This window comes from Hymenobacter nivis (genome assembly GCF_006439025.1).
Lineage (GTDB): Bacteria > Bacteroidota > Bacteroidia > Cytophagales > Hymenobacteraceae > Hymenobacter > Hymenobacter nivis_A.
The window spans coordinates 38,092-64,124 of record NZ_RCYZ01000014.1; the positions used below are offsets into that span (position 1 = coordinate 38,092).

26 protein-coding genes, 1 tRNA gene and 1 pseudogene are annotated in these 26,033 nt (G+C 63.0%); 13 read left to right on the plus strand and 15 right to left on the minus strand.

All coding sequences use genetic code 11. The features are described from left to right. Nucleotides 1-40 precede the first annotated feature (40 nt). A complete protein-coding gene (locus EAH73_RS21825; RefSeq protein ID WP_205013034.1) occupies nucleotides 41-865 on the minus strand; it encodes a polysaccharide biosynthesis/export family protein in 825 nt (274 codons plus the stop codon). A 187-nt stretch (nucleotides 866-1,052) separates the two neighbouring features. Between EAH73_RS21825 and EAH73_RS21830 the strand changes: the two genes are divergently transcribed. Continuing rightward, nucleotides 1,053-1,805: a DUF4184 family protein gene (locus tag EAH73_RS21830; protein WP_140469557.1), complete on the plus strand. Its 753-nt coding sequence runs from the start codon at nucleotides 1,053-1,055 to the stop codon at nucleotides 1,803-1,805. Between the two features lie 164 nt (nucleotides 1,806-1,969). Here EAH73_RS21830 and EAH73_RS21835 read toward each other — a convergent pair. From EAH73_RS21835 to EAH73_RS21885, 11 genes and pseudogenes are all read right to left on the minus strand, one after another. Beyond that, nucleotides 1,970-3,077 (minus strand): annotated as a pseudogene (locus tag EAH73_RS21835) (IS3 family transposase). Nucleotides 3,078-3,136: 59 nt separating this feature from the next. Further along, nucleotides 3,137-3,577, minus strand: a complete 441-nt coding sequence (locus EAH73_RS21840; protein ID WP_140469558.1) for a hypothetical protein — start codon at nucleotides 3,575-3,577, stop codon at nucleotides 3,137-3,139. Between the two features lie 239 nt (nucleotides 3,578-3,816). After that, a complete protein-coding gene (locus tag EAH73_RS21845; protein WP_140469559.1) occupies nucleotides 3,817-4,329 on the minus strand; it encodes a hypothetical protein in 513 nt (170 codons plus the stop codon). Between the two features lie 34 nt (nucleotides 4,330-4,363). Beyond that, entirely contained in the window at nucleotides 4,364-4,870 is a 507-nt protein-coding gene (locus EAH73_RS21850) for a hypothetical protein (RefSeq protein ID WP_140469560.1), read from the minus strand. After that, nucleotides 4,857-5,522 (minus strand): hypothetical protein, encoded by a 666-nt coding sequence (locus EAH73_RS21855; RefSeq protein WP_140469561.1) that lies wholly within the window; start codon nucleotides 5,520-5,522, stop codon nucleotides 4,857-4,859. The genes EAH73_RS21850 and EAH73_RS21855 overlap by 14 nt, the downstream gene beginning before the upstream one ends. A 12-nt stretch (nucleotides 5,523-5,534) precedes the next feature. Beyond that, complete coding sequence (locus tag EAH73_RS21860) at nucleotides 5,535-6,131, minus strand: DUF6928 family protein (protein WP_140469562.1); 597 nt, start codon at nucleotides 6,129-6,131, stop codon at nucleotides 5,535-5,537. A 39-nt stretch (nucleotides 6,132-6,170) separates the two neighbouring features. Further along, nucleotides 6,171-6,623 (minus strand): hypothetical protein, encoded by a 453-nt coding sequence (locus EAH73_RS21865; protein WP_140469563.1) that lies wholly within the window; start codon nucleotides 6,621-6,623, stop codon nucleotides 6,171-6,173. Between the two features lie 169 nt (nucleotides 6,624-6,792). Then, nucleotides 6,793-7,527, minus strand: coding sequence for a DUF2071 domain-containing protein (locus EAH73_RS21870; RefSeq protein ID WP_140469564.1), 735 nt, complete (start codon nucleotides 7,525-7,527; stop codon nucleotides 6,793-6,795). 140 nt (nucleotides 7,528-7,667) lie between these two features. Then, complete coding sequence (locus EAH73_RS21875) at nucleotides 7,668-8,426, minus strand: DUF4272 domain-containing protein (protein WP_140469565.1); 759 nt, start codon at nucleotides 8,424-8,426, stop codon at nucleotides 7,668-7,670. A 37-nt stretch (nucleotides 8,427-8,463) separates the two neighbouring features. Further along, nucleotides 8,464-9,024, minus strand: a complete 561-nt coding sequence (locus tag EAH73_RS21880; RefSeq protein WP_140469566.1) for a hypothetical protein — start codon at nucleotides 9,022-9,024, stop codon at nucleotides 8,464-8,466. A 501-nt stretch (nucleotides 9,025-9,525) separates the two neighbouring features. Further along, nucleotides 9,526-9,597 (minus strand) — tRNA-Glu (locus EAH73_RS21885). Between the two features lie 265 nt (nucleotides 9,598-9,862). On the opposite strand from EAH73_RS21885, the gene gap reads away from it, so the two are divergent. The 5 genes from gap (at nucleotide 9,863) to EAH73_RS21910 (ending at nucleotide 13,243) form a co-directional block, all read left to right on the plus strand. After that, nucleotides 9,863-10,870, plus strand: coding sequence for a type I glyceraldehyde-3-phosphate dehydrogenase (gap, locus tag EAH73_RS21890; protein WP_140469567.1), 1,008 nt, complete (start codon nucleotides 9,863-9,865; stop codon nucleotides 10,868-10,870). A 97-nt stretch (nucleotides 10,871-10,967) separates the two neighbouring features. Next, complete coding sequence (locus EAH73_RS21895) at nucleotides 10,968-11,843, plus strand: diacylglycerol/lipid kinase family protein (RefSeq protein WP_140469568.1); 876 nt, start codon at nucleotides 10,968-10,970, stop codon at nucleotides 11,841-11,843. A gap of 45 nt (nucleotides 11,844-11,888) precedes the next feature. Continuing rightward, nucleotides 11,889-12,230 carry a translation initiation factor gene (locus tag EAH73_RS21900; protein ID WP_140469569.1) on the plus strand — a complete coding sequence of 114 codons (342 nt, stop codon included), beginning with the start codon at nucleotides 11,889-11,891 and terminating at the stop codon, nucleotides 12,228-12,230. After that, nucleotides 12,223-12,762, plus strand: coding sequence for an HPP family protein (locus EAH73_RS21905; RefSeq protein ID WP_205013035.1), 540 nt, complete (start codon nucleotides 12,223-12,225; stop codon nucleotides 12,760-12,762). Before EAH73_RS21900 ends, EAH73_RS21905 begins: the two co-directional genes overlap by 8 nt. A 67-nt stretch (nucleotides 12,763-12,829) precedes the next feature. After that, entirely contained in the window at nucleotides 12,830-13,243 is a 414-nt protein-coding gene (locus tag EAH73_RS21910; protein ID WP_240047368.1) for a DUF1622 domain-containing protein, read from the plus strand. Between the two features lie 20 nt (nucleotides 13,244-13,263). Here EAH73_RS21910 and kdsB read toward each other — a convergent pair whose 3' ends face one another. Next, on the minus strand, nucleotides 13,264-14,019 hold the full coding sequence (kdsB, locus tag EAH73_RS21915) for a 3-deoxy-manno-octulosonate cytidylyltransferase (RefSeq protein WP_140469570.1): 756 nt from the start codon (nucleotides 14,017-14,019) through the stop codon (nucleotides 13,264-13,266). Nucleotides 14,020-14,211: 192 nt separating this feature from the next. Here kdsB and EAH73_RS21920 point away from each other — a divergent pair, with 192 nt between their 5' ends. The 5 genes from EAH73_RS21920 (at nucleotide 14,212) to EAH73_RS21940 (ending at nucleotide 20,949) form a co-directional block, all read left to right on the plus strand. Next, nucleotides 14,212-15,138 carry a LysM peptidoglycan-binding domain-containing protein gene (locus EAH73_RS21920; RefSeq protein WP_140469571.1) on the plus strand — a complete coding sequence of 309 codons (927 nt, stop codon included), beginning with the start codon at nucleotides 14,212-14,214 and terminating at the stop codon, nucleotides 15,136-15,138. 9 nt (nucleotides 15,139-15,147) lie between these two features. Next, nucleotides 15,148-15,693 carry a hypothetical protein gene (locus EAH73_RS21925; RefSeq protein ID WP_140469572.1) on the plus strand — a complete coding sequence of 182 codons (546 nt, stop codon included), beginning with the start codon at nucleotides 15,148-15,150 and terminating at the stop codon, nucleotides 15,691-15,693. A 127-nt stretch (nucleotides 15,694-15,820) separates the two neighbouring features. Next, nucleotides 15,821-16,588, plus strand: coding sequence for a TIGR02757 family protein (locus EAH73_RS21930; protein WP_140469573.1), 768 nt, complete (start codon nucleotides 15,821-15,823; stop codon nucleotides 16,586-16,588). Nucleotides 16,589-16,808: 220 nt separating this feature from the next. Further along, entirely contained in the window at nucleotides 16,809-18,365 is a 1,557-nt protein-coding gene (locus EAH73_RS21935) for an SBBP repeat-containing protein (protein WP_161599650.1), read from the plus strand. Nucleotides 18,366-18,507: 142 nt separating this feature from the next. Then, nucleotides 18,508-20,949 carry an endonuclease MutS2 gene (locus tag EAH73_RS21940; RefSeq protein WP_140469575.1) on the plus strand — a complete coding sequence of 814 codons (2,442 nt, stop codon included), beginning with the start codon at nucleotides 18,508-18,510 and terminating at the stop codon, nucleotides 20,947-20,949. Nucleotides 20,950-21,080: 131 nt separating this feature from the next. On the opposite strand, the gene murB is transcribed toward EAH73_RS21940, so the two are convergent. After that, nucleotides 21,081-22,121, minus strand: coding sequence for a UDP-N-acetylmuramate dehydrogenase (gene murB, locus EAH73_RS21945; RefSeq protein WP_140469576.1), 1,041 nt, complete (start codon nucleotides 22,119-22,121; stop codon nucleotides 21,081-21,083). Nucleotides 22,122-22,150: 29 nt separating this feature from the next. Further along, entirely contained in the window at nucleotides 22,151-22,339 is a 189-nt protein-coding gene (locus tag EAH73_RS21950; protein ID WP_140469577.1) for a hypothetical protein, read from the minus strand. 21 nt (nucleotides 22,340-22,360) lie between these two features. Here EAH73_RS21950 and EAH73_RS21955 point away from each other — a divergent pair, with 21 nt between their 5' ends. Together EAH73_RS21955 and recQ are read left to right on the plus strand one after the other, a co-directional pair. Next, the gene (locus EAH73_RS21955) at nucleotides 22,361-23,527 is read left to right on the plus strand and encodes a class I SAM-dependent RNA methyltransferase (protein ID WP_140469578.1); all 1,167 of its coding nucleotides are present in this window, start codon (nucleotides 22,361-22,363) and stop codon (nucleotides 23,525-23,527) included. 73 nt (nucleotides 23,528-23,600) lie between these two features. Then, nucleotides 23,601-25,841: a DNA helicase RecQ gene (recQ, locus tag EAH73_RS21960; protein WP_140469579.1), complete on the plus strand. Its 2,241-nt coding sequence runs from the start codon at nucleotides 23,601-23,603 to the stop codon at nucleotides 25,839-25,841. Nucleotides 25,842-26,033: the final 192 nt, after the last annotated feature.

Below are 26,033 nucleotides of genomic sequence, written 5' to 3' on the forward strand. Positions count from 1 at the left end.
GGACGGGGTCAAAGGGATTGGGTGGGACAGCACCGGGTGATCAGCGGAGAATGGTTGAGATCACAATAGCAATGACTGACAGTCCGGAAAGGACTAAACTAGCGGTCCGGTAGCCTCGGTCAACCGTCGCAAACTTCGTTTTATCCGCTTGTACATAGATGACATCATTGTTCTTCAAATAGAAATAAGGCGAATTAAAAATCGCTTTGGATGTCAAATCAATGGGAACGTATTGTCGCTTTCCGTTCTGCTCACGTACAAGCAACACGTCAGTGCGAACCGCCGTGATATTCAAGTCACCGGCCAAGCTCAGGGCTTCTGGAACAGTTATCCGCTCATTCTGCACGCTGTACACGTCAGGCTTGAGCACATCGCCAAAAACCGCGACTTTGAAATTGATAATTCTTATGTTAACCGTAGGTTGCTTTAGGTATGCCAGCAGCTTAGCTTGCAGCTGTCGGCTTATCTCGGAAGTAGTCAACCCAGAAACCTTCATTGCGCCGACCAGCGGCAGGTGTATTTCGCCCTGAACATCTACCAGATAGCCAACAACGGGATTTCCAGGCGACAAATCATAGTTGTTGCCGTTCACCCGGTTTAGGTTGTAGTTAAAAACTGCCGAAGCTTCGGGGTTCAAGCTAGAGACATTGATGCCTAAAATGTCCTGCGTTTGAATAAGGGGGGGAGTATAATTATCTAAAGACTCCTCAGAAATCACTTTTTTATTAAGATCTTGAAAATAGGGTATTTTCCTATATGAGCTGCAAGCAGAAGAAGATATTAATATTAATGAATATAAAAACGATCTTGTAAAATATAAAGACATATTGACCAAAGATTGTGAATTGAGAAGACCTTGAAGCATAAAATGCAGCGCAAGCTAATGAATATTTAATTAATCTATTAGATAAAATTCATATATTTTATTTGCAAATACCTGCTCCATTGAATTATTACATGGCTTATGACACGCTTGAAAACTGTTGAGAAACGTAAGCAGTTGTTTGGGCGAGGCGGTTTCACCCTCCGAAGTATTAGATTAACAAGATATTATGCCCTTCACATTTTTTCATCCTGCTCTCGTTCTGCCGGCCCGCTACTTACCCAAGAAAAAGAAAAAGTATGTGTCCATAACTGGCCTAATAATCGGTAGCGTGGCGCCTGATTTTGAGAAATTCATGCAAATGCGGGGTGGCAACACCTACAGCCACACATTCGCAGGAATATTCTGGTACGACTTGCCCGTTTCAATTCTGTTAGCGGTCACTTTTCACCTGGTGATTAAAGATACACTCATCAACTTCTTACCTATCAATGCATTGTTGGCCCGTTTTCAGGTTTATAAAAATCAGAATTGGCTGCTGCACCTGCGGCGCAGGTATGTTATAGTTGTGTTGAGCATACTGCTTGGTATTTCCTCCCACCTCGTACTTGATAGCGCTACGCACGCAAATGGATTGCTAGTCAAACGATTCCCTATCCTAACCAATTACTACGAAGTTTTTTCCCTAAATGCACAGGGGTATCAATTGCTTGAAATCTGGTATTATGCACTCTCCGCCGCGGCAATCGGCTGGGCTTTCGTTTCGCTCCCCCAAGAAGGACATTCGCCTCGATCAGGCAGTCGACAAACCGCTCTTTTCTGGGCTGGCCTTATCACTTCAAGCGCCTTAATAATTTACCTCCGGTTGCTAGTCAGTCCGTTCATAAGGCATATATGGGATGTGGCAAGCCTTACAATGGCAGCAGGGCTCATTAGCTTATTTCTTTCCTGTTTGGGGTGGCGCTGGGTAGCACAGAGGTGATCGCCGTTAACCCACCCATCTTTAAGGTATGACCGTTACCCCGACGTCAGAAAACATCCTTCCGCTGCAGTGGCACCAGTTCACGTGTCACTCACTGGCCGACTGAGGTGGTCTAGAGAAGACGTGACCTCCTCCCATTTACTGGGCCGGTTGAAAGTGGAGCATCAGGCGTTCTGAAGCTCGACCGTAGTGGCGGCCGCCACTACCTCATCGGGCGTTAAATTCTGTAGGGAGCTGTGGGGCCGGAAGCCATTATAGTCCTGGCGCCAGTGTTCGATTTTCTCCTGCGCATCGGTCAGCGACAGAAACCAGTGCACGTTCAGGCACTCGTCGCGGAAGCTGCCGTTAAACGATTCAATGTACGGATTATCTGTCGGTTTGCCAGGCCGCGAGAAGTCCAATGTCACGTGCTGGTCATAGGCCCAGCGGTCAAGCGCTTTGCTGATAAACTCACTGCCATTATCGACCTGGATGCGCTCAGGTACCACGCCTAACTGCTGGTGTAAGCGTTGCATCACGGCCACGACGTCTTCTCCTTTTAACGACTGGCCGACGTGAATGGTCCCGCATTGGCGACTAAAATTATCGACTATCGTCAACGCGCGGATTTTGCGGCCGTCGAAGAGGTCATCGGCCACAAAGTCCATGCGCCAGCGCTGGTGTAGCCGACCCAATGGAGACGTTCTAGCCGGTGGGCTGCGGCGCGATTGCGGCGCGGGCGCTTGCTACGTAAGTTTAAGCCCTGCAGGCAGTAAAGGCGGTGTATGCGCTTGTGATTGTCCGGCCAGCCCTCTCGGCGCAGCAGGATATACAGGCGCTGACTGCCGTAGCGCACCCGCACTTGGGCCAAGCAAGCGCAAGCGTTGGCGCAGGACCGTATCATCCCGCCGGTGTGGCTGATAAGCGAAGCTAGCACGTTGTAAGCGGAGCACTCGGCAGGCCCGGCGAGCCGAGATGCGGTAGGCGTCGAGGAGGTATTGAGCCGCGTGGCGACGCTGCACGGGCTTCAGAAGGTTGTTTGAGCACATCCTGCAGCAGCTGTTTGTCCAGACTCAGGTCCGCAACGAGTTGTTTGAGGTGCTGATTTTCCTCTTCTAACTGCTTGAGCCGGCGCAGTTCGGGCACGCCCAAGCCACCGTACTTTTTCTTCCAATTGTAGTAGGTTGCCTCGCTGATGCCCATCTTCCGGCACACCTCCGCGACGGTCACGCCCGTGTCCGCTTGGCGCAAGGCAAACACGATTTGGGCCTCGGTAAACTTGGTCTTTTTCATGGCATTGTCTGGGGTTTTAAGGTACGACAAGTGCCCGATTTTCTCTACTTTACAGCGGCCTAGTTTACTGGGAGGAGGTCACCCGGTTCGTGACCGTAGAAATAGCCGCGGATGAACGTGCGGTAATCTTCTAGGCTGTCGTAGTCGGGGTACGCGACCAAACCGTCCAGCTCTTGCAGCAGGGTGGGGTAGCGCGTTTGGAGCGGTGGCTGTTGGCGGAACACCTCCCGCGCGTAGGCACGGACCTCCGCCACCTCGTGCCCCACGGTCATCATCTCCCGGTCCAGCGTAATGCCCACGTCCATGTTCCGCGCTAAAAACTTCGCTTCATACAAGCGAAACACGTCTTCCAGTTGCCCCAGTTCATACAAATAAAAACAAATCTGGTACAGGTTCTCATGTTGCTGGGTGGCGGCTTCACACGCCATCTCTGCCTCAAACAGCGCCCAGACCAGCGCAAGGTCCGCCCGGGAAACGTCGGGCAGCAGTGCCTCGACCACCGCGGTGCGGAACGCCAGGTGGGCATCAGTGGGGGACCCGTATTCCCGGGGTCCGGGCTGAAACGAAAAGGACGGGTCCCCCGCCGGCACCGCCCCGGTGGGGGACGCCTAGCGGTACGCGGCAATAAGGTCGGCAGGGGTCATGGGCGCGGGGACAAGGCGTCGAACTAATCAGCAGTCGTTAATGCCCGCACTGCTTCCGCGAGGGCGGGCGCAGACGCCGGGTCCGCTGGTTCCGTCTAAGGGGCGGGCAACGCGAAATCGGTGGGGGAAAGCAGCGCACTCGACAGGGGCGTGGTCGCCCCCGCGTGCATGGTTTCCACCAGGGCGCGAACCCCGACCAGCTCCGCCGCCGTGGCATCGCGGGGGATGACGAGCCCGCAACTCCGGTCGGGTAGTGCCAGGGCATAGCCAGCGGGAAAGGCTTGGCGCAGCTCGTTTGCGAGCAGGACCCTGCTCGACCCAATCCCGTCCTGGTGCATGAAGGCAAGGAAAATGACGCGGCGCGCGTCATCGCTGAGCTTGGCGTGCGTGAAAAAGCGTTCCCCCTCCACCAAGGAATGGCGTAGGTTCTCCACTGCCACCCGTTGCCAGCCGGGTTGGGTGGCTTCGAGCGCTTGGTGCTCCGCCCGCGTTAGGTACGTCATTGCTGCGCCTGTCCCAAAGCAAACCCAGGTCAGAATGAAATTTTTATTGGGTAGCGGGTGATGCGGCAGGTCCCAGGTCTTTTCGCGGAGGTAGCTGCTGGGCACAATCAAAGGAAAGAGGTGGGTTGACTCCATAAGGCTAAGAACTGCGGGTGCTAAACTGGTACTTCAACCAGCGCATTCGCCACCACGTCCGGGTTACTTGGCGTTCCCAGTTGACGTCGAACTTGGGCTGCCGCTGCGCCAGTGCCACCCACGGGAGTGTAGCGACCTTCACGTGCAGTAGGGGCGGCAACTCAGCATCCTGGGCGCGGTACGCCGGCGCCAGGGACGACCGGGGGTAGTAGCGAACGTCCACGATGGTCACCCCGCGCGTAGCGCGGTAGATGTACAGGTTGAGGTCGTGCACATTGCCGCGGAGCTGGTGCAGGGCGGGCGCCAGGTCCGCCAGCGGCAGGGGCTGCTTGGCATCGTTGAGGCGCTTGGTTTGCCGTCGCCGCTGGTGGGCATCCGTTGGCTCGTCCGTTATTTCGCTGAGGACGAAGAGGCAGTGGTCGGAAATGTCGTTCCACGTTAGGCTGCGCCTCGGCTTCAGCAACTGCGGTACTGCCCCGTTGATGGCGGCAACCAGGTCAAAGGGACTCATCGGGTGCCGTGGTATCGTCCTGTAGGGGGATAGTGACCTCACAGGCGCCGTCGTAGGGGAGCGCTTCGACAGTGGACCGCTTCGCCCAGTACGTGCGCCAGTAGTCCCACCACTGCCGATTTGCCGCCGTAATCTGGTCCAGCGATTGCTCTCCCTCGTGGGTCATCACCCGCAACTGCGGGGCGGCGAGGGCGACGCCGTACTCGCCGCACCAGCAGACCAGCCGGTAAGGCTCTTGCAGGAAGGCGTCGTCGGTAGGGACGTAACCGTGGACGAGGTGGCGCTGGGTTGCCAGCGCCAGTAAGGTGCGGAGGCGCGCATCGTCGCCGAACCCAACCCCATCGTATGAGCAGGTCGGCGGCGGCAACTCGTCCTGCTGCAACTGCGCGACCCAGGCAAATTCAGTTGTCTCCTCTCCCCGGTACAAGAAGCATACGCAGGTCGGCTGCCGGAATTGCAAGGCGACTTGGCTGGATGGGCGCTGGTCCGGGCTAGCCGGGGGCGCGAGGTAAAGCTGCGTACCTGCAAATTCTAGTTGGAAGGTATCGGGTAGCTCCTGCGCCCACCACGTCCAGTAGCCCACGTCGGCAATGGCGTCGGCAAGCAGGGCGAGCAGGTCCGCGTCAGGGGCGGCAGTAGAAATGGGTAACACGGGTAAGCCAGTTTAGACGTAGCGGGTGAGCATGACCTGCGCGGTATCAATCGCGCCGACGGGTTCGCCCAGGTACCGGGCGCTGAGCAAGTTGGGCACGCGCCAGCTGGCTTCAAAACTGACCATTGCCTGCACTTCCTCCTCACTCATGCCGTCTTCCCGCATTTCATCAAGTTCCTCCTCGCCAAAGATTTCCTCGGCTAGAATCTCCTGCTCTTCGGGCAGCAACTCCCCCGCGTCGTGGTAGATTTCGCCATCCGCGCCATCCTTCATGCGGATTTTGTGCCCGTCTTCCAGGACTGCGTACCCAAACAGCCCGACCGTGCTGTTCTCGATGAGCGCCGCAATCTCCTTGCCGGGGAAGGTCTGGGTGAATAGCTGCTCGGTTTCACTTTGTCCCTCCCCGAAGAAGTGGAACGCCAGGTCTGGGTGTACCAGTAGTAAATTGCCCTGGTAAAAGCCAGCAAACAAGGTTTTTGGCTTGTTGGAGTCGTGCAGGGGCACTTCCTCTACGGGTTTGTAATGACCCAAGCCCAGGCTAGTAAGTAGGGCGTCCAAGTCATTGGACTCCGGTGCTTTTACGAAGACGTAATACTTATTCCAAGCCATAACGGGGAAGATAATGGAAGAAAAGAATGGTGTTGCTTATCAAGCCGGCTGGGCATCGGTTGGGTAATACACTGCCACTGCCTGGGCAAAGGAACGGTTCTCGCGTTCGTACGGTAGGGTTAGTTTGGTTTTGAACGCAGGCACGGCAACTTCCCCGTACCAGCCAGGAAGAAGGGGTAGGTGCGCCGCTAACTGCTCAGTAAAAGTGTGCCAGCCAGCGGTTTCCTCCGTAATGGTTAACGAGTTATTCTCCGGGCAGAATATGTCCAGGCATAGTTCGTCCGTAGCATACAGGTCACGTTTATAGGCAAATACTGCCCGCAAGTCGTCCCACGCAATCTTTAGGTAGCCCGTAGCTGCCGGTGCGCTAAAGCCACCGGCAAAGTAGGTAAAATCACCGGGGTCCGTTTGCATAGCCGCAAACTCACGGGTGAGGTGCGCCCGGTAAGCTGGGGTGCTGTAAAGCAGCCGCTTCTTTTTAGAGTCGGGCAACAGATAAGTAGTTATCACGGTGCCCAGCCCAAAAAAGGCGAGCCCGGACCATTGTTTAGTCCAGAGGCACAGCGCGACAAACCCCCAGTTAATGAGTAGGAGCGCAATGAGCCGGGGTCGGCTTTTATAAACCACTTGCTTTTTTCTGAACATAGGCGCGTGACCCCAGCTAGCCGCAGCACGCATTCGCTACGTGCGGTTTTGCTCGCAGGCTGTGCCACTCGTGTTCGATGTTGGTCATCAACAACGCATTGTCAAAATGGATGGAGCTTGCTGGGAATCGCGTGACATCTTCAAAGAAGCTCGACTCCACATGCTGCACGTCTAGTGGGCGGACCCGCCACTGGTAGGCGTGCAGCCGCAGTCCGTCATAGCCGTGCGCGCTAGGGGAGTAGCCCACCGCGCCCTGCTCAAAGAAGGCGGAGGCAGCCGTAAGCGAGGGAAAGATGGAGTTCGAGGGATAGGTTTTTGCTTCTTGCGCCTCCACTCGGATGGTCGTATTGTCCGAACTCGTAAAGCTAAGGTGGTAGTTACCTGCCGCTTCTCGCACCTGAAACGTAGCCAAATGGTGCTTGCCTGGAAACAAGCGCCCTCCGGCAAGTGCGTTCAAGCGCAGCGACGTGTCGCGCCGCGGGATGTATACCCCCTGCTGGAGTTGTCCGGCTTCTTCCCATTCTACTGCAATGCGGTGGGCACCATTCTCGGAGGTGATGCCCAGCCAGTTGGGTAAGCCTTTGGGTTTGACCTGGCGTAGTCGGATGAGGCAAATGCCGACAATCGCTTTTCCTTGGTAAAGCTGCGGCTGAAAGGGAGCGGGCAGCAGCCGGCGCACCACGGCGGGGTCCGCCGTAAAATTGACCAGCATACGCCGGTCAATGTAGCCGTGGAGGGTAGGGAGCTTCATGGGCGATTGGGGGAGAGAGAAGAAGACACCCCCTTGTTCGAAGGCTGCCGCTGGATAGGCGGTAGGGGACAGGAAATATTTTGCTGCCAGCCTTGAGCTTCTCGTGGCTTACGCAACTGCGCGTAGGGAGTAGCTCGCTGTTACGTGTCCGTGGACACATCGTCCCACTCCTGGTCACCATACTGCATCAGCCAATTCAGCGCGTGGTGGCGCTCGACCACGGCATCACTGCTGAGTCCCCCCGGTGCCGGTTGCTTTTTCAGACGGGCTTCCGTGCACGCCCAATCGAGGCGCAGGATGAGGTCCGCCTGGTCGAGTATTTCCTTTTTGCTGCGCAGCTTGGCACGCGCTCGGAACTGTGCCTCCGACAAATCGTGGATAATTTTCACATCAGACGCTACCTCGCACATGCGGTCGGGATAGGCGAGGGCGGGCACGTACCCCACCGCCCACAGCAGTACGTGCAGCCCCTCGTAGCGCCAGTTGGCATCGGCTTGCTGCTGCTCGGTGGGGTGCGGCGCGGTGACGTAGGCGCGCTCATTAGGGGTAAGCTTGGGCGAGATGTGATAAGCTCTATCAATCTCCGCTAGTTGCGTCAGGGACATTCCCTCACTTTTCAAGCCGATGAAGCACAGGGCGAGCGCCCGGTCCACCACCTCGTCCTGGGTGCGCAGGGTCGCTTCGGCTTCCGAGTCCGTAAGCATCGCCGTGGGGTTCTTATAGTAGGGCACCCCGTGGGCTTTACAGTACGCCTCTGACTGCGCCCGCCGCGCCTGCTGGTCCTTGGTGGCGACGACGTGCTCGACGGGCACCCCCACTCGTGTCGGCGAGTCTGCGGGCTGCTGCCCTTGGCACGAAAGGAGGGGTAGTAAGGCGAGGAAGACGTAGCGTTTCATCATATGGAAACGCTAAGATGGCATGCGTCCGACGTTGTTTCTAAGGTGAGTCTTGCTCCTCGTGCTCCCACCAGGTGGTGCTATAGATTTTCTTTAAATGGGCACGCCGCGCCAGGGCACGGGCAATAGCGTCGAAGTCCGCAAAGTCGCACAAGCCTACCTTGAATTTGTGGAAGGACTGGTTGGTGAAATCACCGTCTTCTTGGTAAAGCGAGTGAATCATATCCGGCACCGGGTCAGCGAAAGTGAGTACGCAGATATGCTTATGCCCATGCTCCACCTGGTCCAGTGGGAGCCAGCCTTCCCAGATGCTATACGTGAGTTCGCACGCTGCACGCACGAACTGTGCGGGGTCATTGTAATTGAACAGGCAGTCGTATTTCTTCGGTACGGCGAGGTCCGCGTAGGCGTATAGGGTGAACAGTGCCACTTGGTTCGCCTGCCGGACCCAGCCTATAAACTGCTGGTAAGCCGCCGTTGCCTCTTTGCCGCGGTTGCGCCGCACGCATTCGGTTTGAATAAAGCGAATGGCACGGTCGGTGAGCAGCTCATCCGCAAGCAGAAACCTGCTGGTCGGTGGGCATTGTGCTTCGGTCTGCATGGGTAGAGAAGGGGAGTATCAGGAGTCGTTACTTCTTGTAGTAGTAAGTAGCTCCCCCATTGTAAGACACGCGTTTTTGGTGTTCAGCCCCCACTGCACTAAGTCTCCATGCCCAGATGCGCGCCATGCCTCGTAGTTGCGCACGAGTTCCAAATCCGTTTCCAGTTCCTGCATCCAGTACGCACGAAGCTCGGGCGAAGTCAGTTGAAGGTTACGTGCCTGAATACGGTTGCCCAGTGCCAGGTCGTCGCAAGGAGGGGCGGGACGTAGCCACAACCAACGCTAAAATTTTGACGCCGAGTTGTTCAAGTAACTGCGGTATAGGTCCTCAAGATGTGGGGGAGGGTACAAAATGGAGCGTGATGGTTTTGCATTTGCCCGCGAAACCGGCAAATGCATTGTAACCCAAATCCCTATTTTTTGTAACCCAAAAACAAAGCAGTGATGTTTTAACTGCTTGATAGACAAAGAGAAAGCCACCCTTTAGAGGTGGCTTTCTTGTAGTCCGTAGGGGAATCGAACCCCTGTTGGTAGAATGAAAATCTACTGTCCTAACCCCTAGACGAACGGACCGTTTTTCCGTTTTGGTGATGCAAAGGTAAGGGCTTCATTTTGCTAGGCAAGGGGCGGGCCCAAAAAAAATGCCGGCTGAGACGTAACTGGCTTGTTTTTCAGGCTGAAAAATTACGCGGTTGGGGCTAAAGTGGGGGCGGAATGGCCGCCGGGGCCCTGGTTTCGTAAAAGTAAGGAGCCGGGCGCAGGCTTCCTGCTATCTTCGCCCCGCGTTTTACCAAGCCGCCGAAGGGGCGGCTTGCCACCTTTTTTTTTCTTGCTACCAATGGCAAAAATCAAAGTCGCCATCAACGGCTTCGGCCGCATCGGCCGCCTCACGTTCAAAGCCCTGCTGGGCCGTGACAACGTTGAAATCGTTGCGATCAACGACCTGACCGATAACAAGACCCTCGCCCACCTACTCAAGTACGACTCGGTGCACGGCCGCTTCGACGGCACGGTGAGCTACGACGACAACAGCCTGACCGTGAACGGCCAGCACATTGTGGCCCTCGCCGAGCGTGACCCCAAACTGCTGCCCTGGGGCAAAATGGGCGTTGACATCGTGCTCGAGAGCACGGGCCGCTTCGTGGACGAGGCCGGCGCAGGCCAGCACATCACGGCCGGCGCTAAAAAAGTGGTGATTTCGGCTCCCGCTACCGGCAACATTCCCACGGTGGTGCTCGGTGTGAACGAAGACACCCTGACCGGCAGCGAAACCATTATTTCGAATGCGAGCTGCACGACCAACTGCTTGGCTCCCATGGCCAAAGTGCTGAACGACACGTTCGGCATCGAGAAGGGTTACATCACCACGGTGCACGCCTACACTTCGGACCAGAACCTCCAGGATGCCCCCCACAAGGACCTGCGCCGCGCCCGCGCCGCAGCCTACAGCATCATCCCCACCAGCACCGGCGCTGCCAAGGCCGTGGGCCTGGTGCTGCCCGAACTGAAGGGCAAGCTCGATGGCCTCGCCATGCGCGTGCCCGTGCCGGACGGTTCGATGACCGACCTGACCGTGATTCTGAAGCGTGAGGTAACCAAGCAGGAGATCAACGACGCGCTGAAAGCCGCCGCCGAGGGCCCCCTGAAAGGCATCATCGAGTACACCGCTGACCCGATTGTGAGCATCGATATCGTGGGTAACCCCCACTCGTGCATCTTCGACTCGGAGCTAACTTCGGCCAACGGCACGCTGGCCAAAGTGATTGGCTGGTACGACAACGAAACCGGCTACTCGACCCGCACCGCGGACTTGATCCAGCAGCTGGGCGAGAAAATGAACGGCTAGCCTTCGGCGCCGTTGTAATTGGGGCCGCCCGCTTCCTTTGGGGGAGCGGGCGGTTTTTTTGTCGCGTGGGGCCCCCGGCCCCGCTTGGTTTGCTTGCATGTCCAACACCTGTTTTATCCTGAACCCCACCGCGGGGCCCAACCGCCGCCGCGACGTGCCCGCGCTCATCGCCCGGCACTTTGGAGGCGCCAACCCGGCTGCGGAGTACGTGGTGCGGCACACCGAGGGCCCCGGCCACGCCGTGGAGCTGGCCCGCGCTGCGGCCGCTGAGGGCTTTGCCGTGGTGGCGGCCGTGGGCGGCGACGGCACCGTGAACGAGGTGGGCCGCGGCCTGCTGGGCACGGCCGCCGCGCTGGGCATCGTGCCCCAGGGCTCGGGCAACGGCCTGGCCCGCCACCTAAAAGTGCCCCTGAGCCTGGCCGGGGCCCTGCGCCGGCTGGCCGCGCCCACGCGCAGCCGCATCGACGTGGGGCGCATCAACGGCCACGCGTTTTTTTGCACGGCGGGGCTGGGCTTCGATGCCCACGTAGCCCAGCACTTTGCCCGGGCCGGCTCGCGCGGCCTGAGCACCTACCTGCGCGTGACGCTGCGCGAGTACCGCCGCTACCGGCCCGTGCCCGTGGAGGTGGAACTAAACGGCCAGCGCCGGGCCACTGATTGCTACGTGCTGGCCTTCGCCAACGCCTCGCAGTACGGCAACGACGTGTACATCGCGCCGCGCGCCGACCTGCGCGACGGCCTGCTCGACGTGTGCCTCATCGACGCCCTGCCCGTGGTGCGCGCCTTCCGCGTGAGCTTGGCCATGGCAATGGGCAACCTGCCCGAAACCCGCGCCGCCGAGTATTTCCAAGCCGCCCAGGCGCACGTGCGGGCCGCCGCCCCGCTGGGCTTCCACGTCGACGGCGATTACCTGGGCCACGCCACCGATTTCACCGTAGAGCTGCTGCCACTGGCGCTGGCCGTGGCCGTGTAGGGGCCCCGGCGGCACTTCGAAAATGTTGATTATAAGTTCTTTGCCATGAAAAAAGATAACCGCGCCGGGGTGGTGTACTCCACCAATCCCGACTTCTCGTACCAGTCGGCCGACCAGGATGCTACGGCCGCCACGTTGCCGCCCCAGCAGCAGCAGCTGCGCGTGCAGCTCGACAAAAAGCAGCGCGGCGGCAAGCAGGTCACACTCGTCACCGGTTTTGTGGGGACAGATGAGGACTTGCAGGCGCTGGCCAAGCTTTTGAAAACCAAGTGCGGCGGCGGTGGTAGCGCCAAAGACGGCGAAATTCTGGTGCAAGGCGACTTTCGCGAAAAAATCCTGGCCCTGCTGGTACAAGCCGGCTACAAAGCCAAGAAAATCGGTGGCTGAGGCCCAACCGGAACCGACCCAACCGGCGCCAGGGGCCCCCGCGCCGCTGGGGCCCCTGGGCGGCCGCCCGCGCCTGGCCGGGCGCGCCGAGTTGCTGCTGGCGCTGCTGCCCACGGTCACCGTGCTGCTGCTGCTCTGGCTGCTCAAGCTGCTGAGCAACCAGCAGCTGCTGTTCGCCTCGCTGGCGTCCAGCGCGTTTCTCATTTACCTCGACCCCGGCCACCGCACCAACAGCGTACGTACGCTGGCCGTCAGCCAGCTGGGGGCGGCGGTGCTAGGCACAGCGCTGCACGCGTGGCTGGGGCCCGGCTACGGGGCCGCGGCGGGGGGCCTGGTGCTCACCATTGCGCTGATGGTGGCCACCGACGCCATGCACCCGCCGGCGGTGGCCACGGCGCTCAACTTCGCGTTTCGGGCCGGCACGGGCGAGGGCAACTTGCTGCTGTTTGGGCTGGCTGTGGGCCTGGTAGCGGTGCTGGTGCTGCTCCAGCGCGGCTCGGCGTGGCTGCTGGCGCGGGTGGTGCGGCCGTAGGCGGCCGGCGCGGCGCGTGGGGCCCCGGGTGGCCGTTCTTAATTTTTCACACTTTTTTAAGTTTCCCGTGCTGATACCTCCCGGAGACGCTACCCTGTTTGGCCAGGCCGAGGCCCACGTCATCGGCGCCGTGCAGTGGCTGAAGCTGGGCGTGGAGCTGGTGGGGGCCCTGATTATTGCGCTCGGCATTGCTGTGGCGGGGCGGCTGCTGGTGCGGGCGCTGTGGGCGCGGCGCACGGCCGATTTTACGGCTATTCGGCTCACCCTCTCGCGCTACCTGGCCCTGGCGCTCGAATTCCAGCTCGGGGCCGACATCCTCTCCACGTCCATCGCCCCCAGCTGGGACCAGATTGGCCGGCTCGGGGCCATCGCCGTCATCCGCACGGCCCTGAACTTCTTCTTATCCAAGGAAATGCAGGAGGAACGCCGCCAAACCAGCTCGGAAGACGATACCGTGGCCCGCGCCAAAGACCAAGCCTAGCCCGGGGCCCCGCGGGGCCCCTAGCCGCCGGCCGCCAGCCGCTGCCGGGCGCGGGCCACATCCTCGGGTGTATCGATGCCGAAGGCGTCCAGCTCGGTTTCGGCGCAGCGGATGGCGTAGCCAGCTTCCAGCCAGCGCAGTTGCTCCAGGCTTTCGGCCGCTTCGAGTGCCGATACGGGCAGCTGGGTGAGGTGGGCCAGCACGGCGGGCCGGTAGGCGTACAGGCCCAGGTGGCGCAGGTAGCGGTAGTGGGCCAGCCACTCGGCCGGCGCGCGCCCGCGCTGGTAGGGCAGGGGATGGCGGCTGAAGTACAGAGCTTCCCGGCGCTGGTTGAGCACCACTTTGGGCAAGTGCGGGCTGAACAAGTCCTCCTCGCTGCGCACGGGCGTCACCAGCGTAGCAATGTCGGGCGCGGTGGCTTCGTCGGCAAAAAAATTGACCAGCGCATTGATTTGGGCCGGGTGCACAAACGGCTCGTCGCCTTGAATGTTGACGATGGCACGCACCTCGGGCGGGCTGCCCAGCTGCTGGAATGCTTCGTACAGGCGGTCGGTGCCGCTGGGGTGGTCGGGCCGGGTGAGCACGGCCTCGCCCCCAAAACTGCGCACGTGGTCCAGAATCCGGGCATCGTCGGTGGCCACCACCACGCGGTCGAGGCGGGCCTGGCGGGCCTGGCGCACCACGCGCTCGATCATGCTGAGGCCCCCGAGGTCGACGAGCGGCTTGCCGGGCAGGCGGGTGGAAGCGTAGCGGGCGGGGATGAGGCCGAGAACCATGCGGGGCGGGGAAAAGGCGGGCGATGAAGGGGCGGGCGGGCCAAAGAACGCACTTTTGGCCCGCGCCGGGGGCCCCCGCGCCCGGCCGGTGGGCGGGGGTAGGCGTATTCTTTTGTTATTTTGCCCACGCTGGCCCCGGTGCCGGCCCCCACGGCGGGGTTTGGCAGGACTTTCGCAACGCCGATTTTTTGTATGACTGGATTCCTTTTGCTGCTTGCGGCTACTTTGTACGGGCCCGGGGCCCCGGCGCCCGTGCGGGCCCTGGCTCCGGCCGATTCCATCGGCGTGGAAATGCGCGGCGGCCAGCGCTTTGTACGCCACCGCGTGGGGGCCGGCGAAACCCTCTCGGCCCTTTCGCGCCGCTACCACGTGAGCGTGGCCCAGCTCACCGCCGCCAACCCGCAGGTGGCCAGCGGCTTGGGTATCGGGCAGGTGGTGCTAGTGCCGCGGCCGCTGGCCGCGGGCACCCCGGCCGCCGCTGCTGCGGCCGCCCCGGCCGCCAAAGCCGGCGGGGCGGCCGTGCCCGCGTCGGGCCGCTACACCGTGGCCCGGGGCGAAACGCTGTTTGCCATCGCCCGCCGCTTTCAGCTCACGCCCGACGACATCATCAAGCTCAACAACCTGCCTGCCAATGGCCGGGTGCGCGTGGGCCAGCAGCTGCTGCTGGAAGCCCCAGCCGTGGCCACTGCTGCGCCCGCCCTGGCCGCCACGCCCCTCAAAACGCCCGCGCCCACCGTGGCCCCCGTGCCCGACAAACCCGCCCAGGTGGCCACCGTGACACCCGCTGCCCCGGCCGACCGGGAAACGGAACGCGCCGCCGAGCGGGCCCCCACCCGCGCCAGTGAGCTGGCGGGCCGCATCACCGACAGCGGCATGGCCGCCGGCATCGACAACAACGGCACCGATAAGTACTTGGCCCTGCACAAAACGGCCCCCGTGGGCACCATCATGCAGGTGAAAAACACCATGAACGGCCAGTCGGTGTACGTGCGCGTCATCGGCAAGCTGCCCGATACGGGCGAGAACAACAACATCCTGGTGCGCCTCTCGCCCCGGGCCGTGCAGAAGCTGGGCACCAGCGACCAGCGCTTCCGCGTCGAAACCAGCTACGTTCCGTAGGGCCCCTGCGTGCTGCACCCTGCGTTTCCGGCGAAGGCCCCCGGCGTCTTGATTTCAGCCGATGAGTACGTGGCCGTGAACCTGCGGCTGTGGTGGCGCGCGCCCGCCACCCGGCGCAACCACTGGCTGCTGGGCGTGGCCCTTGTGCTACTAGCCGCCAGCGTAGTAGCCCAGCTGCTGGGCCGTGCTCCCGACGGTTCCTTCGCGTGGTCGTCGCCGGTGCTGCTCGCCGTGGGCTTGGCCTACGGCGCGGCGCGGCCGCTGCTAGTGATGCGCCTGCTGCGGCGCACCTACCTCGGCAGCGCGGCCATGCAGGTGCCCATCGACTATGAACTGACCGAAGCCGCGCTGTGCGGTCACAGTAAGTTGGGGCACTTCGAAGTGCCGTGGACCAGCCTGCGCCGCGCCGTGTGGGTGCGCCCCAGCTGGCTGCTGCTCTACCCCGCCGAGGCTGCCTGCTACTACCTCGACCTGCGCTGCCTGCCCGCCGCCACTACCCCCGCCGCTGTGGCCGCCCTGCTCACCGAGCACCGCGTGCCGCAGGCAGAAGCCTAAGGGCTAGGGCCCTAGTAAGTTCTGCCCCAGGCAGCCCGCGAAAAGCTGGCAGCCCGCGCCGAGCCGCTCAAGCAATACGGCCCCACGCTCTTTCCTCTTAACTACCCGCCCCGCCGGGGCCCCTAATTTGAAAAACCTGGCCCACTTGCGGCACCAACTCGATGCCCAGTACGACCGCTACAACCGGCCGGAATTCATCAAAAACGATCCGATTCAGATTCCGCACCGCTTCACCCAGCGGCAGGACGTGGAGATTGCGGCCTTGTTTGCCGCGCTGCTGGCCTGGGGGCAGCGGCCCACCATCATCAACAAGTGCAACGAGCTGCTGCGGCGCATGGACGATGCGCCCTACCAGTTCGTGACGCAGCACCAGGACGAGGACCTGAAGAAGCTGCTCGGCTTCTGCCACCGCACGTTTTGCGACACCGACTTGCTGTACTTCGTGCACTTCCTGCGCGACTGGTACGGCCAGCACGACACGCTGGAAACGGCGTTTCTGATTGGCGCCACCCAGCGCGAGCGGCTGATGAACTTCCACAACCGCTTCTTCAGCCTGCCCGATGCCCCGGCCCGCACCCGCAAGCACGTGGCCACGCCGGCCCGCAAGTCGGCCTGCAAGCGCGTGAACATGTACCTGCGCTGGCTGGTGCGCCGCGACGACCGCGGCGTCGATTTTGGCCTCTGGACCCGCCTCTCGCCCGCCGACCTCATCATGCCCATCGACCTGCACGTCGAGCGTCAGGCCCGCCCCCTGGGCCTGCTCACCCGCAAGCTCGTGGACTGGGAGGCCGCTGAAGAACTGACGGCAAACCTGCGCGAACTCGACCCGCTGGATCCCGTGAAGTACGATTTCGCGCTGTTTGGTGCCGGGGTCGGAGCGAAGGATAAGGCGTAAGCCGCAACAGTGGCGCTTGACGGGCGGCGGTGCGATAAGTACATTTGGGCAGAACTTTTTGCCGGTTGCTATGCAGCACATATACTGTACTTTACGAATTTTATTTGTTGCATTTCTGCTGGGCGCTGCAACTGCTGGAGTGGCCAGGGCCCAAGTGCCAGGCTTCGATTATGCCGCGGTGCACGGCGGCCCGGCGCCTAGCCAATCGCAGACGAACAGCGTGGCGACCGATAAGCAAGGCAACGCGTACGTGACGGGCATTTTCCGGGGCAGCATCGTGCTGGGCACCACCACGCTCACGGCCGTCGGCGATTATGACTTGTTCGTGGCCAAGCGCGACGCCGCCGGCGCGTACCAATGGGCTGCCCAGGCCGGCGGCAGCGGCTGGGACATCAGCAACGCCTTGGCCGTCGATGCCAGCGGCAACGTGCACGTCACGGGGTATTGCATTGGCAATTCGGCCCGGTTCGGCCCGTTGAAGCTGTTCGATGCCGCCAATTTGGCCCCGTTCGATGGGCTGGGGTACAACCTGTTCGTGGCGACGCTCTCGGCCGACGGCACGTGGCAACGGCTGGTGCGGGCGGGTGGCTTGGACGTCAACAACTACTTGATTGGTACCAGCATAGCTGTGGACAGCCAAGGCAATGCTTACGTGGCTGGCAGTTTTCGGGGCCAGGATGCGCGCTTCGGAGCCATCCGCTTAGCCAACGAGGGCACGTACAATGTGTTTGCGGCTTGCCTCGGGCCTGCGGGCACGTGGCGCTGGGCCGTCAGCGGCGGCGGCAACGGCTACGATGCCGGCCGGGGCATTGCGGTTGATGACCGCGACGGCGTTTACCTGACGGGTAATTTTAGCAGCACGGCCTTGCAGTTGGGGCCCCAGCGCCTGCCCAACGCGTCGGTCTTCAGCAACAACGGGTTCGTGGCCAAGCTGAACGCCACCACCGGGGCCTGGCAATGGGCCGCGCCCATCAGCAGTGCCCACGGCGGTGGCGGCGCCGCCATTGCCGTAGACGGCCGGGGCGACCCCTCCTTAACGGGCTGGCTGGGCGGTGGAACCGCTGCCGTGGGGGCCCTACGGCTCGATAAATCAACGACGGACGCGGACCTATTGGTGGCCAAGTTCGACGGTGCTACGGGGGCGTGCCGCTGGGCGGTGCGGGGCGGCGGGCCGGGCGCGGAGTTTGGGCTCGGCATTGCGCTAGACGTTGACGGAACCGCCTATGTGGGCGGCACTTTTGAAGGCGAGGCGGCCACTTTTGGCCAGGTGTCCCTGCGTTCGGCGGGGAAACGCGACGCGGTGGTGGCGTCGCTCGATGCGGCGGGCCAGTGGCGCTGGGCCCTGGGCGGCGGCGGCCCGGGCGACGACAATGGCGCCGCGGTGGCCGCCGATGGCCTGCGGGGGGCCTATGTGGCCGGCACTTTCGACGGCCGCACAGCCGCGTTTGGAGGAATCGTCCTTGAAACTGGCCCGCCGTTGTCGGAATACGTAACCAACCGCGGTTTCCTCGCGCGGGCGTCCGATTTGGCCTTGCGCTCGCCAGCGGCCGACCTCACGCTCTGGCCCAACCCGGGCCGCCGCGGGGCCCCGGTGTGGGCCACGGGCCTGCCCGCCGGCCAAGCCGTGCAGGTATTCGACCGGTTGGGCCGCTTGTTGGTGGCCGATGCCCGGCCCGGCTACCCGGCCCAAGGCCTGGCGTTGCCGGCGGCTTTGCCCAGCGGGGCGTACGTGGTGCGGTGCGGGGCCCTGGTCCGCCGGTTGGTGCTCGTCGATTAAAAGAAAAGCTTGACTGTGGCCAGTACCGCTCGCCAATTGGCGCTGGCCAATCGTCACTTATTGCTACAGCTGGGGCCCCTGGCGAAATCTTTCGCCCCGCCCCGCGGTTTATCTTCGTAGCTATATACCAACGCCTGCTTACTTGCTACTTCCCCAAAACTTCGAACACAAAATCGGCTTCGCCGCGCTGCGCCAGCGGCTCGAAGCCAACTGCTTATCGGCCCTGGGCCGCCAGTACGTGGCCAAGCTGGAGTTCCAGACCAAGGCCGAGCCGCTGCTGAAGCTGCTGCAACAAACCAACGAATTCGCGTACCTGCTGCGTTCGGGCGCCGACTTTCCGGCCTCGCACTACTACGACCCGCAGGTGCACTTCAAGCGGGCCGCGCTGCCGGGGGCCTTCCTCGATGTGGCCTCGTTTTTTGAAGTGAAGATGAGCTTGCGCACCATTCGCCAGGCCCTTACTTTCTTCACCCAGGCCCCCGAGGGGCAGTACCCCACGCTGCGCCTGCTGGGCATTGGCGTGCAGGTGGACCGCAACCTGATGGCTGCGCTCGACAAGGTGGTGGACGACGAGGGCCTGGTGCGCGACGACGCTTCGCCGCTGCTGCGCCAGCTGCGCCAGGAGCTGATTGTGCGCCAGGGCCAGCTGCGCCGCCAGCTGGCGGGCATCCTGCGCCACGCCATCACGGAAGGGTGGGTGCCGGCCGGGGCCGAACCGACGATTCGGGGTGGGCGGCTGGTGCTGCCGGTCATTGCCGAGCATAAGCGCCGGGTGAAGGGCCTGATCCACGACGAGTCGGCCACGGGCCAAACGGTGTACATCGAGCCGGCCGCCGTGTTCGAGCTCAACAACGACATCAAGGACCTTGACAACGCCTACCAGCGCGAGCTGATCCGCATCCTCACCGCCCTTACCGACCAGCTGCGGCCCCACCTGCCCGACCTGCGCCGCGCCTACCAGTACCTGGGCCTGCTCGATTTCATCCGCGCCAAGGCCCGCCTGGCCGTGGAGCTCGACGGCCAGCTGCCGCGCCTCGACCCCAAGCCGCTGCTGCGCTGGAAGCGCGTGCGCCACCCGCTGCTCACGCTGGCCTACGCCGAGCACAAACGCCTCACCAGCGAAACCCGCGAGGTGGTGCCGCTCGACCTGGAGCTGAACCACGAGCAGCGCATGCTGGTGATTTCGGGCCCCAACGCTGGCGGTAAGTCGGTGACCTTGAAGACGGTGGGCCTGGTGCAGTACATGCTGCAGCTGGGCCTGCTCATCCCGTGCGGCGACGAGTCCGAAGCCGGCGTATTTGAGGACATTTTCCTGGACATCGGCGACGAGCAGAGCTTGGAAAACGACCTTTCGACGTACTCGTCGCACCTGCTGGCCATGAAGCAGTTCCTGCTGCTGGCGGGCAAAAAGAGCTTGGTGCTGATCGACGAATTTGGCACCGGCACCGAGCCCAGCCTGGGCGGTGCCATTGCCGAAGCAGTGCTGGAGCAGTTCAGCCGGGCGCGCACCTACGGCGTCATCACCACGCACTACACCAACCTCAAGAACTTCGCCGAGCGCACGCCGGGCTTCGTGAACGGGGCCATGCGCTACGACCCCGAGCGGCTCCAACCCCTGTATCGCCTCGAAGTGGGCAAGCCGGGCTCCAGCTTCGCCATCGAAATAGCCCGCAAAATCGGCCTGCCCAAGGACTTGGTGGAGCGCGCCTCGCAGCTCGTGGGCAAAGACAAAATCCGCTACGACCAGTTGCTGGAAGGCTTGGAGCAAGAGAAAACCGAGCTGGAGCGCCACACCGCCGAGGCCGCTAAGCAGGAGCGCCGCCTCAAGAAAGCCGCCCAGGACTACGCTGACCTCAAGCAGCACATCGAGGACACGCGCCTCGAAACGTTGCGCGCCGCCAAGCAGGAAGCCAAGGCCCTGCTGCGCGACACCAACCAGCAGATTGAGGCCACGATAACTGAAATCCGCCGTGGCCAGGCCGACAAGGAAATCAATAAGCTGGCCCGCGAGAAGCTGGACAATTTCGTGCGGAAAGAGCTGCACATCGAGCCGCCGAAGGCCCGCGCCACCCGCGAGCTGGCCACCACCAGCGGCCTACACCCCGGCGACAAAGTGGCCCTGCTGGGCCAGGACGGCTACGGCGAGTTGGTGGGCGTGAAGGGCCAAACCGCCGAAGTGATGTTCGGGGGCCTCAAAACGCTGGTGAAGGTGAGCCAGCTCGAAAAGCTCGGCCGCGCCGAAATCCGCGACCGGGAGCAGGCGGCCAAGGCCAAAACCTCGCGCCTCGGCGGTGGGGGCCCCAGCGGCAACGGCGTGAACATCACCGACCGCATGGCCGGCTTCAGCCCCACGCTGGACCTGCGCGGCGAGCGGGCCGAAGACGCCCTCACCAAAACCATGAGCTTCGTGGACGACGCCGTGATGCTGGGCATGCCGGAAGTAAAATTCGTGCACGGCCGCGGCAACGGCGTGCTCCGCCAAGTGGTGCGCGACTACCTGCGCTCGGTGAAAGCCGTGGCGAGCGTGGCCGACGAACACGCCGACCGCGGCGGCGACGGCGTGACGCTGGCGGTGCTGAAGTAATCGGAAATCGCCTAATAGAACGTCATGCAGAGCGCAGCGAAGCATCTGTCCCGCAGCAGTAAATAATTACTGGCGCGGGACAGATGCTTCGCTGCGCTCTGCATGACGTTTTTGGGTGAAGTGTAAGCGTTTTACAGGATGTTCACCTCGGGGTGCAGCTCAACGCCGAACTGGGCGCGGACGGACTGGATGATTTCTTCGGCCAGCAGGCGCAACTCGTGGCCGGTGGCTTCGCCGTGGTTCACCAGCACCAAGGCCTGGCGGTCGTGCACGCCGTGGGTGCCCGCGCCGGGGCCCCGGCGCAGGCCTTTCCAACCGGCTTGCTCGATGAGCCAGCCGGCGGGCACCTTCACGCCGCCGGGCACGGGGTAGCCGGGAATGGCGGGGTGCTGGGCCTTGAGCTCGTCGAACTTGCGCTGCGAGATTTCGGGGTTCTTGAAGAACGAGCCCGCGTTGCCGATTTTGGCCGGGTCGGGCAGCTTGGAGCGGCGGATGTGCACCACGGCGCGGCTCACGTCGTGCGGCGTGGGCTCGCCCTCGATGCCGAAGCCGGCCAGGGTTTCCTGCAGGGCCCCGTACTGCACGTTGGGTCGGGCCTGGCGGTGCAGGCGCAGCACCACGGCCGTGACTACGAATTGGTTTTTGAGCGGGCCCTTGAACACGCTTTCGCGGTAGCCGAAGCCGCACTCGGCGGCCCCGAACGTGCGCAGGGCCCCAGTGGCCAGCTCCACGGCTTCGAGCCGCTCGAAGGAGTCGCGCAGCTCGGCGCCGTAGGCCCCGATGTTTTGCAGCGGCGCCGCGCCCACCGTGCCGGGGATGAGCGAGAGGTTTTCGAGGCCGCTCAGCCCCTGGCCCAGCGCATACTCCACCAGGCCGTGCCAGCTCTCGCCGGCGCCGGCGCGCACCAGGGCAGTGGTGGCGTCGTCGAGGTTTTCGGAGATGATTTCCAGGTCCCTAATCTCGTTTTTGAGCACCACACCGGCAAAGTCCTGCGTGAAGAGCAGGTTGGAGCCGCCGCCCAAAATGAGCTTCTCGGCGGCCTGCACCTCGGGCAGCGCCAGCAGCTGGCGCAGCTCGTTGGCGCTGCCGAAGCGGGCAAAGTAGCGGGCCCGCACGGCCAGGCCAAAAGTGTTGTAGGGGCGGAGGGAGACGTTTTCTTCGAGGAGCGGCATGGGGCAAAGGTAGGGCCCCGGCCGGGGCCCTAACCGGGCAGCGTCGCCGTCACGTTGCCGCGCGAACCGGCCCGGCTGGGGGTGTGCTGGCGAATGGACCAGGCCCCGGTGGCCACCACTACAAGGCAAGCCACCACCAGCGCCGCCCCGGCCGCAGCCGTGCGGCGCGGGAGATAGAAAACAGCCGGCCACGCGGGCCGGCTGGGGGCCCAACGCATTCCTGCCCGACCTTTGCGGCTATGCACCTCACCGCCACCACCCAGTTCGGGCTCGAAGAATTGCTCGCCGACGAGCTGTACGCCCTCGGGGCCGACATCACCCACGTGGGCAGCCGCGCCGTCGAATTCATTGGCGACCAGCGGCTTCTCTACGAAACCGTGCTCTGGAGCCGCCTCTCCATGCGCTTGCTGTGCCCGCTGGCCGGCTTCTACGCCCCCGACGAGCGGGCCCTGTACCGCGAGGTGGGCCGCGTGGACTGGAGCGAGTACATCGGCCCGGGCCAAACCTTCGCCATCACGGCGGTGGTCAACAAGTCCACCTTCGAGCACTCGCTGTTTGTGGCCCAGCTGATGAAGGACGCCATCGTGGACCAGTTCCGCGACCGCACCGGCAGCCGCCCCGACGTGGACACGCGCCACCCCGACATCCGCCTGCACCTGCGCATGCTCGAGAACGAGGTGATTATCAGCCGCGACGCCGCCGGCGACTCGCTGCACCGCCGCGGCTACCGCCAAGCCACCAACGACGCGCCCCTGAACGAGGTGCTGGCAGCCGGCCTGGTGCTGCTCGCCGGCTGGGACGGCAAAAAGCCGCTCATCGACCCCATGTGCGGCTCGGCCACCATCCTCACCGAAGCGGGCCTCATCGCGCAGCGCATCGCGCCGGGCCTGTTTCACCAGGGCAAGTTTGGGTTCGAGAACTGGGCCGATTTCGACGCCGACCTCTGGCAGCAGGTGCGCGCCGAAGCCGAGGCCCAGCGCCTCGAAGAGCCCCAAGCGTACCTGGCCGGCTCCGACATCGACCCCAAAGTGATTGACCAGGCGGCCCAGAACATCACCGCCGCGGGCCTCGAAGACTGCATCCGCCTGTCGGTGCGCGACGTGAAGGACGCCGCCGCGCCCGCCGCCCAGGGCCCCGGCCTCGTGGTGACGAACCCGCCCTACGGCGAGCGCATCGGGGAGGAAGCCGAAATGGCCGCCTTCTACAAAACCATCGGCGACGCGCTGAAAACCAACTTCCAGGGCTACGAGGCCTACGTGCTGACCGGCAACCTCGACGCCGCCAAAACCATCGGCCTCAAAGCCACGCGCCGCATCCCGCTCTTCAACGGGCCCATCGACTGCCGCCTACTGAAGTACGAGCTGTACCGCGGCTCGCGGCGGGCCCCGGCCACCCCGCAGCCGTAGCGCGGCCGCTGGGGCCCCGTTGGAACTTCGCAGGCCCCGCCGTTCCTTTATAGTAGGTTACCCTTGCCCTGATATGCCCGATACCCTAACTGCCGCCGCCGACCTCCTGCCCGCCGCCCGCGGGGCCCTGAAACGCTACTACGGCTACGACAACTTCCGGCCTATGCAGGCCGACATCATCCAGAGCGTGCTGGCGGGCCAGGACACGGTGGTGCTCATGCCCACCGGCGGGGGCAAGTCGGTGTGCTTCCAGGTGCCGGCCGTGGTGAGCGAGGGCGTGTGCGTGGTGGTGTCGCCGCTCATTGCCCTCATGAAAGACCAGGTGGAGGCCTTGAAGGGCAACGGCATCGCCGCGGCCTTCATCAACTCCAGCGTGGGCACGTCGGAGGCCAACGACATCGCCCGGGCGGCCGTCAGCGGCCACCTCAAGCTGCTGTACGTGAGCCCAGAGAAGCTGCTGTCGGACGGGTTTATGCAGTTCCTGGGGCGGGTGAATATCAGCCTGTTTGCCATCGACGAGGCGCACTGCATCTCGAGCTGGGGCCACGATTTCCGGCCCGAGTACACCAAGCTGGGGGCCCTGCGCACGCAGTTCCCGAGCACGCCCATCGTGGCCCTAACGGCCACCGCCGACCGCCTCACGAAGCGCGACATCATCACCCAGCTCAACCTGCACGAGCCCAAGGTGTTCCTTTCCAGCTTCGACAGGCCCAACATCAACCTCATCGTGCGCCCGGGCCAGGACCGCGTGGGCTCGGTGGTGGACTACATCACGCGCCACCCGCAGGACCCCGGCATCATTTACTGCCTCTCGCGCAAAACCTGCGAAACCATCTCGCAGAAGCTCCAGCAGAAGGGCATCAAGGCGGCGCACTACCACGCCGGCCTCACGCCCAACCAGCGCAGCAAGGCCCAGGAGGCCTTTTTGCAGGACGACGTGCAGGTAATTGTGGCCACCATCGCCTTCGGCATGGGCATCGACAAAAGCAACGTGCGCTGGGTGATGCACTACAACCTGCCCAAAAACATCGAGGGCTACTACCAGGAAATTGGCCGCGCCGGCCGCGACGGGGCCCCCAGTACGGCCATCCTGTTCTACAGCTTCGCCGACGTGATGCAGATGCGCGAGATGGTGACCAAGGACGTGCCCGCGCGCCAGGCCCAGCTCAACACGGCCAAGCTCGAGCGCATGCAGCAGTTTGCCGAAGCCGCCTCGTGCCGCCGCAAAATCCTGCTCCATTACTTCTCCGAAACGCTGCCCCACGACTGCGGCAACTGCGACATTTGCCGCAACCCGCCTATCACGTTTGATGGTACTTTGCTGGCCCAGAAGGCGTTGTCGGCCGTCACGCGGGCCCGCGAGCGGCTCAGCGTCACGCTGCTCATCGACGTGCTGCGCGGCATGCGCAACCAGGCCGTCATTGCCGGGGGCTACGACCAGATCAAGACCTACGGCGCCGGCGCCGATTTGCCGTACCTCGATTGGTACAGCTACGTGCACCAGATGCTCAACGACGGCCTGTTCTACATCGCTTACGAGGAAGGCTACGCGCTGAAAATCACGCCCCGTGGCCACGAGGTGCTGAAGGGCGAGTTGCCGCTGCCGCTCAAGAAGTTCCAGCCCGCCGAGAAGGCCGAGAAGCCCACCCGCGCCAGCCGCAAAGCCGCCACCGAAGCCGCCGTTACTGGCTCGCCCGAAGCGCGGCTGTTTGAGCACCTGCGCCAGCTCCGCAAGCAGCTGGCCGACGAGCAGGGCGTACCGCCCTACGTGGTGTTCAGCGACGCCACCTTGCAGGAAATGGCCCAGGAGCAGCCCACCACCCGCATGGCCATGTTGGCCGTGTCGGGCGTGGGCATGAAGAAATTCGAGACCTACGGCGAGGTGTTCATCGAGGCCATTTTGCAGCACGGGGCCCCGCGCAACGTGCCCGCCGACAGCGACGAGTTGCCCTTTGGGGCCCCCACGGCGCGCCCCAAAGCCGAGAAAGCTACCAAGGCGCCCGCCGACCCCGCCGCCGTCAACGACTCGGAGGACGCCACCTTCCAGCTGCACCGCCAGGGCCTCAGCCCCTTGCAGATTGCCACCCAGCGCGGCCTGGCTGAAAGCACCGTGAAGGCCCACCTGGAGCGCGCCTACACCAAGGGCCTGCCCCTGCGCCTGGAGGAATTTGTGACCGACACCCAACTGGCCGAAATCGTCGCCGCCCGCGCCCAGCTCGGCGGGGCCCCCGCGCTGCGCGACCTGTTCGACCACCTGCGCGAGAAATACGACTACTTCCAGCTGCGCCTGGCCGGCATCCGGCTGCGGAAGTAGGGGCGGGAGGCTAGGGGCCCTACCCGGCAATGCTGTGGGGCCCCGGGCTGCATCAGGCCACTAGGCAACGACGTGGGACGTAGCCAATGCAAGAAAGCCAGCCGCAGCCCCGCGGCTGGTTTTTTTGCGCCCTCGGGGCCCCAGCCGGTGGCCTGAGGCCCCGAGGACGCAAGTAACTGAAAATCTGAGCCG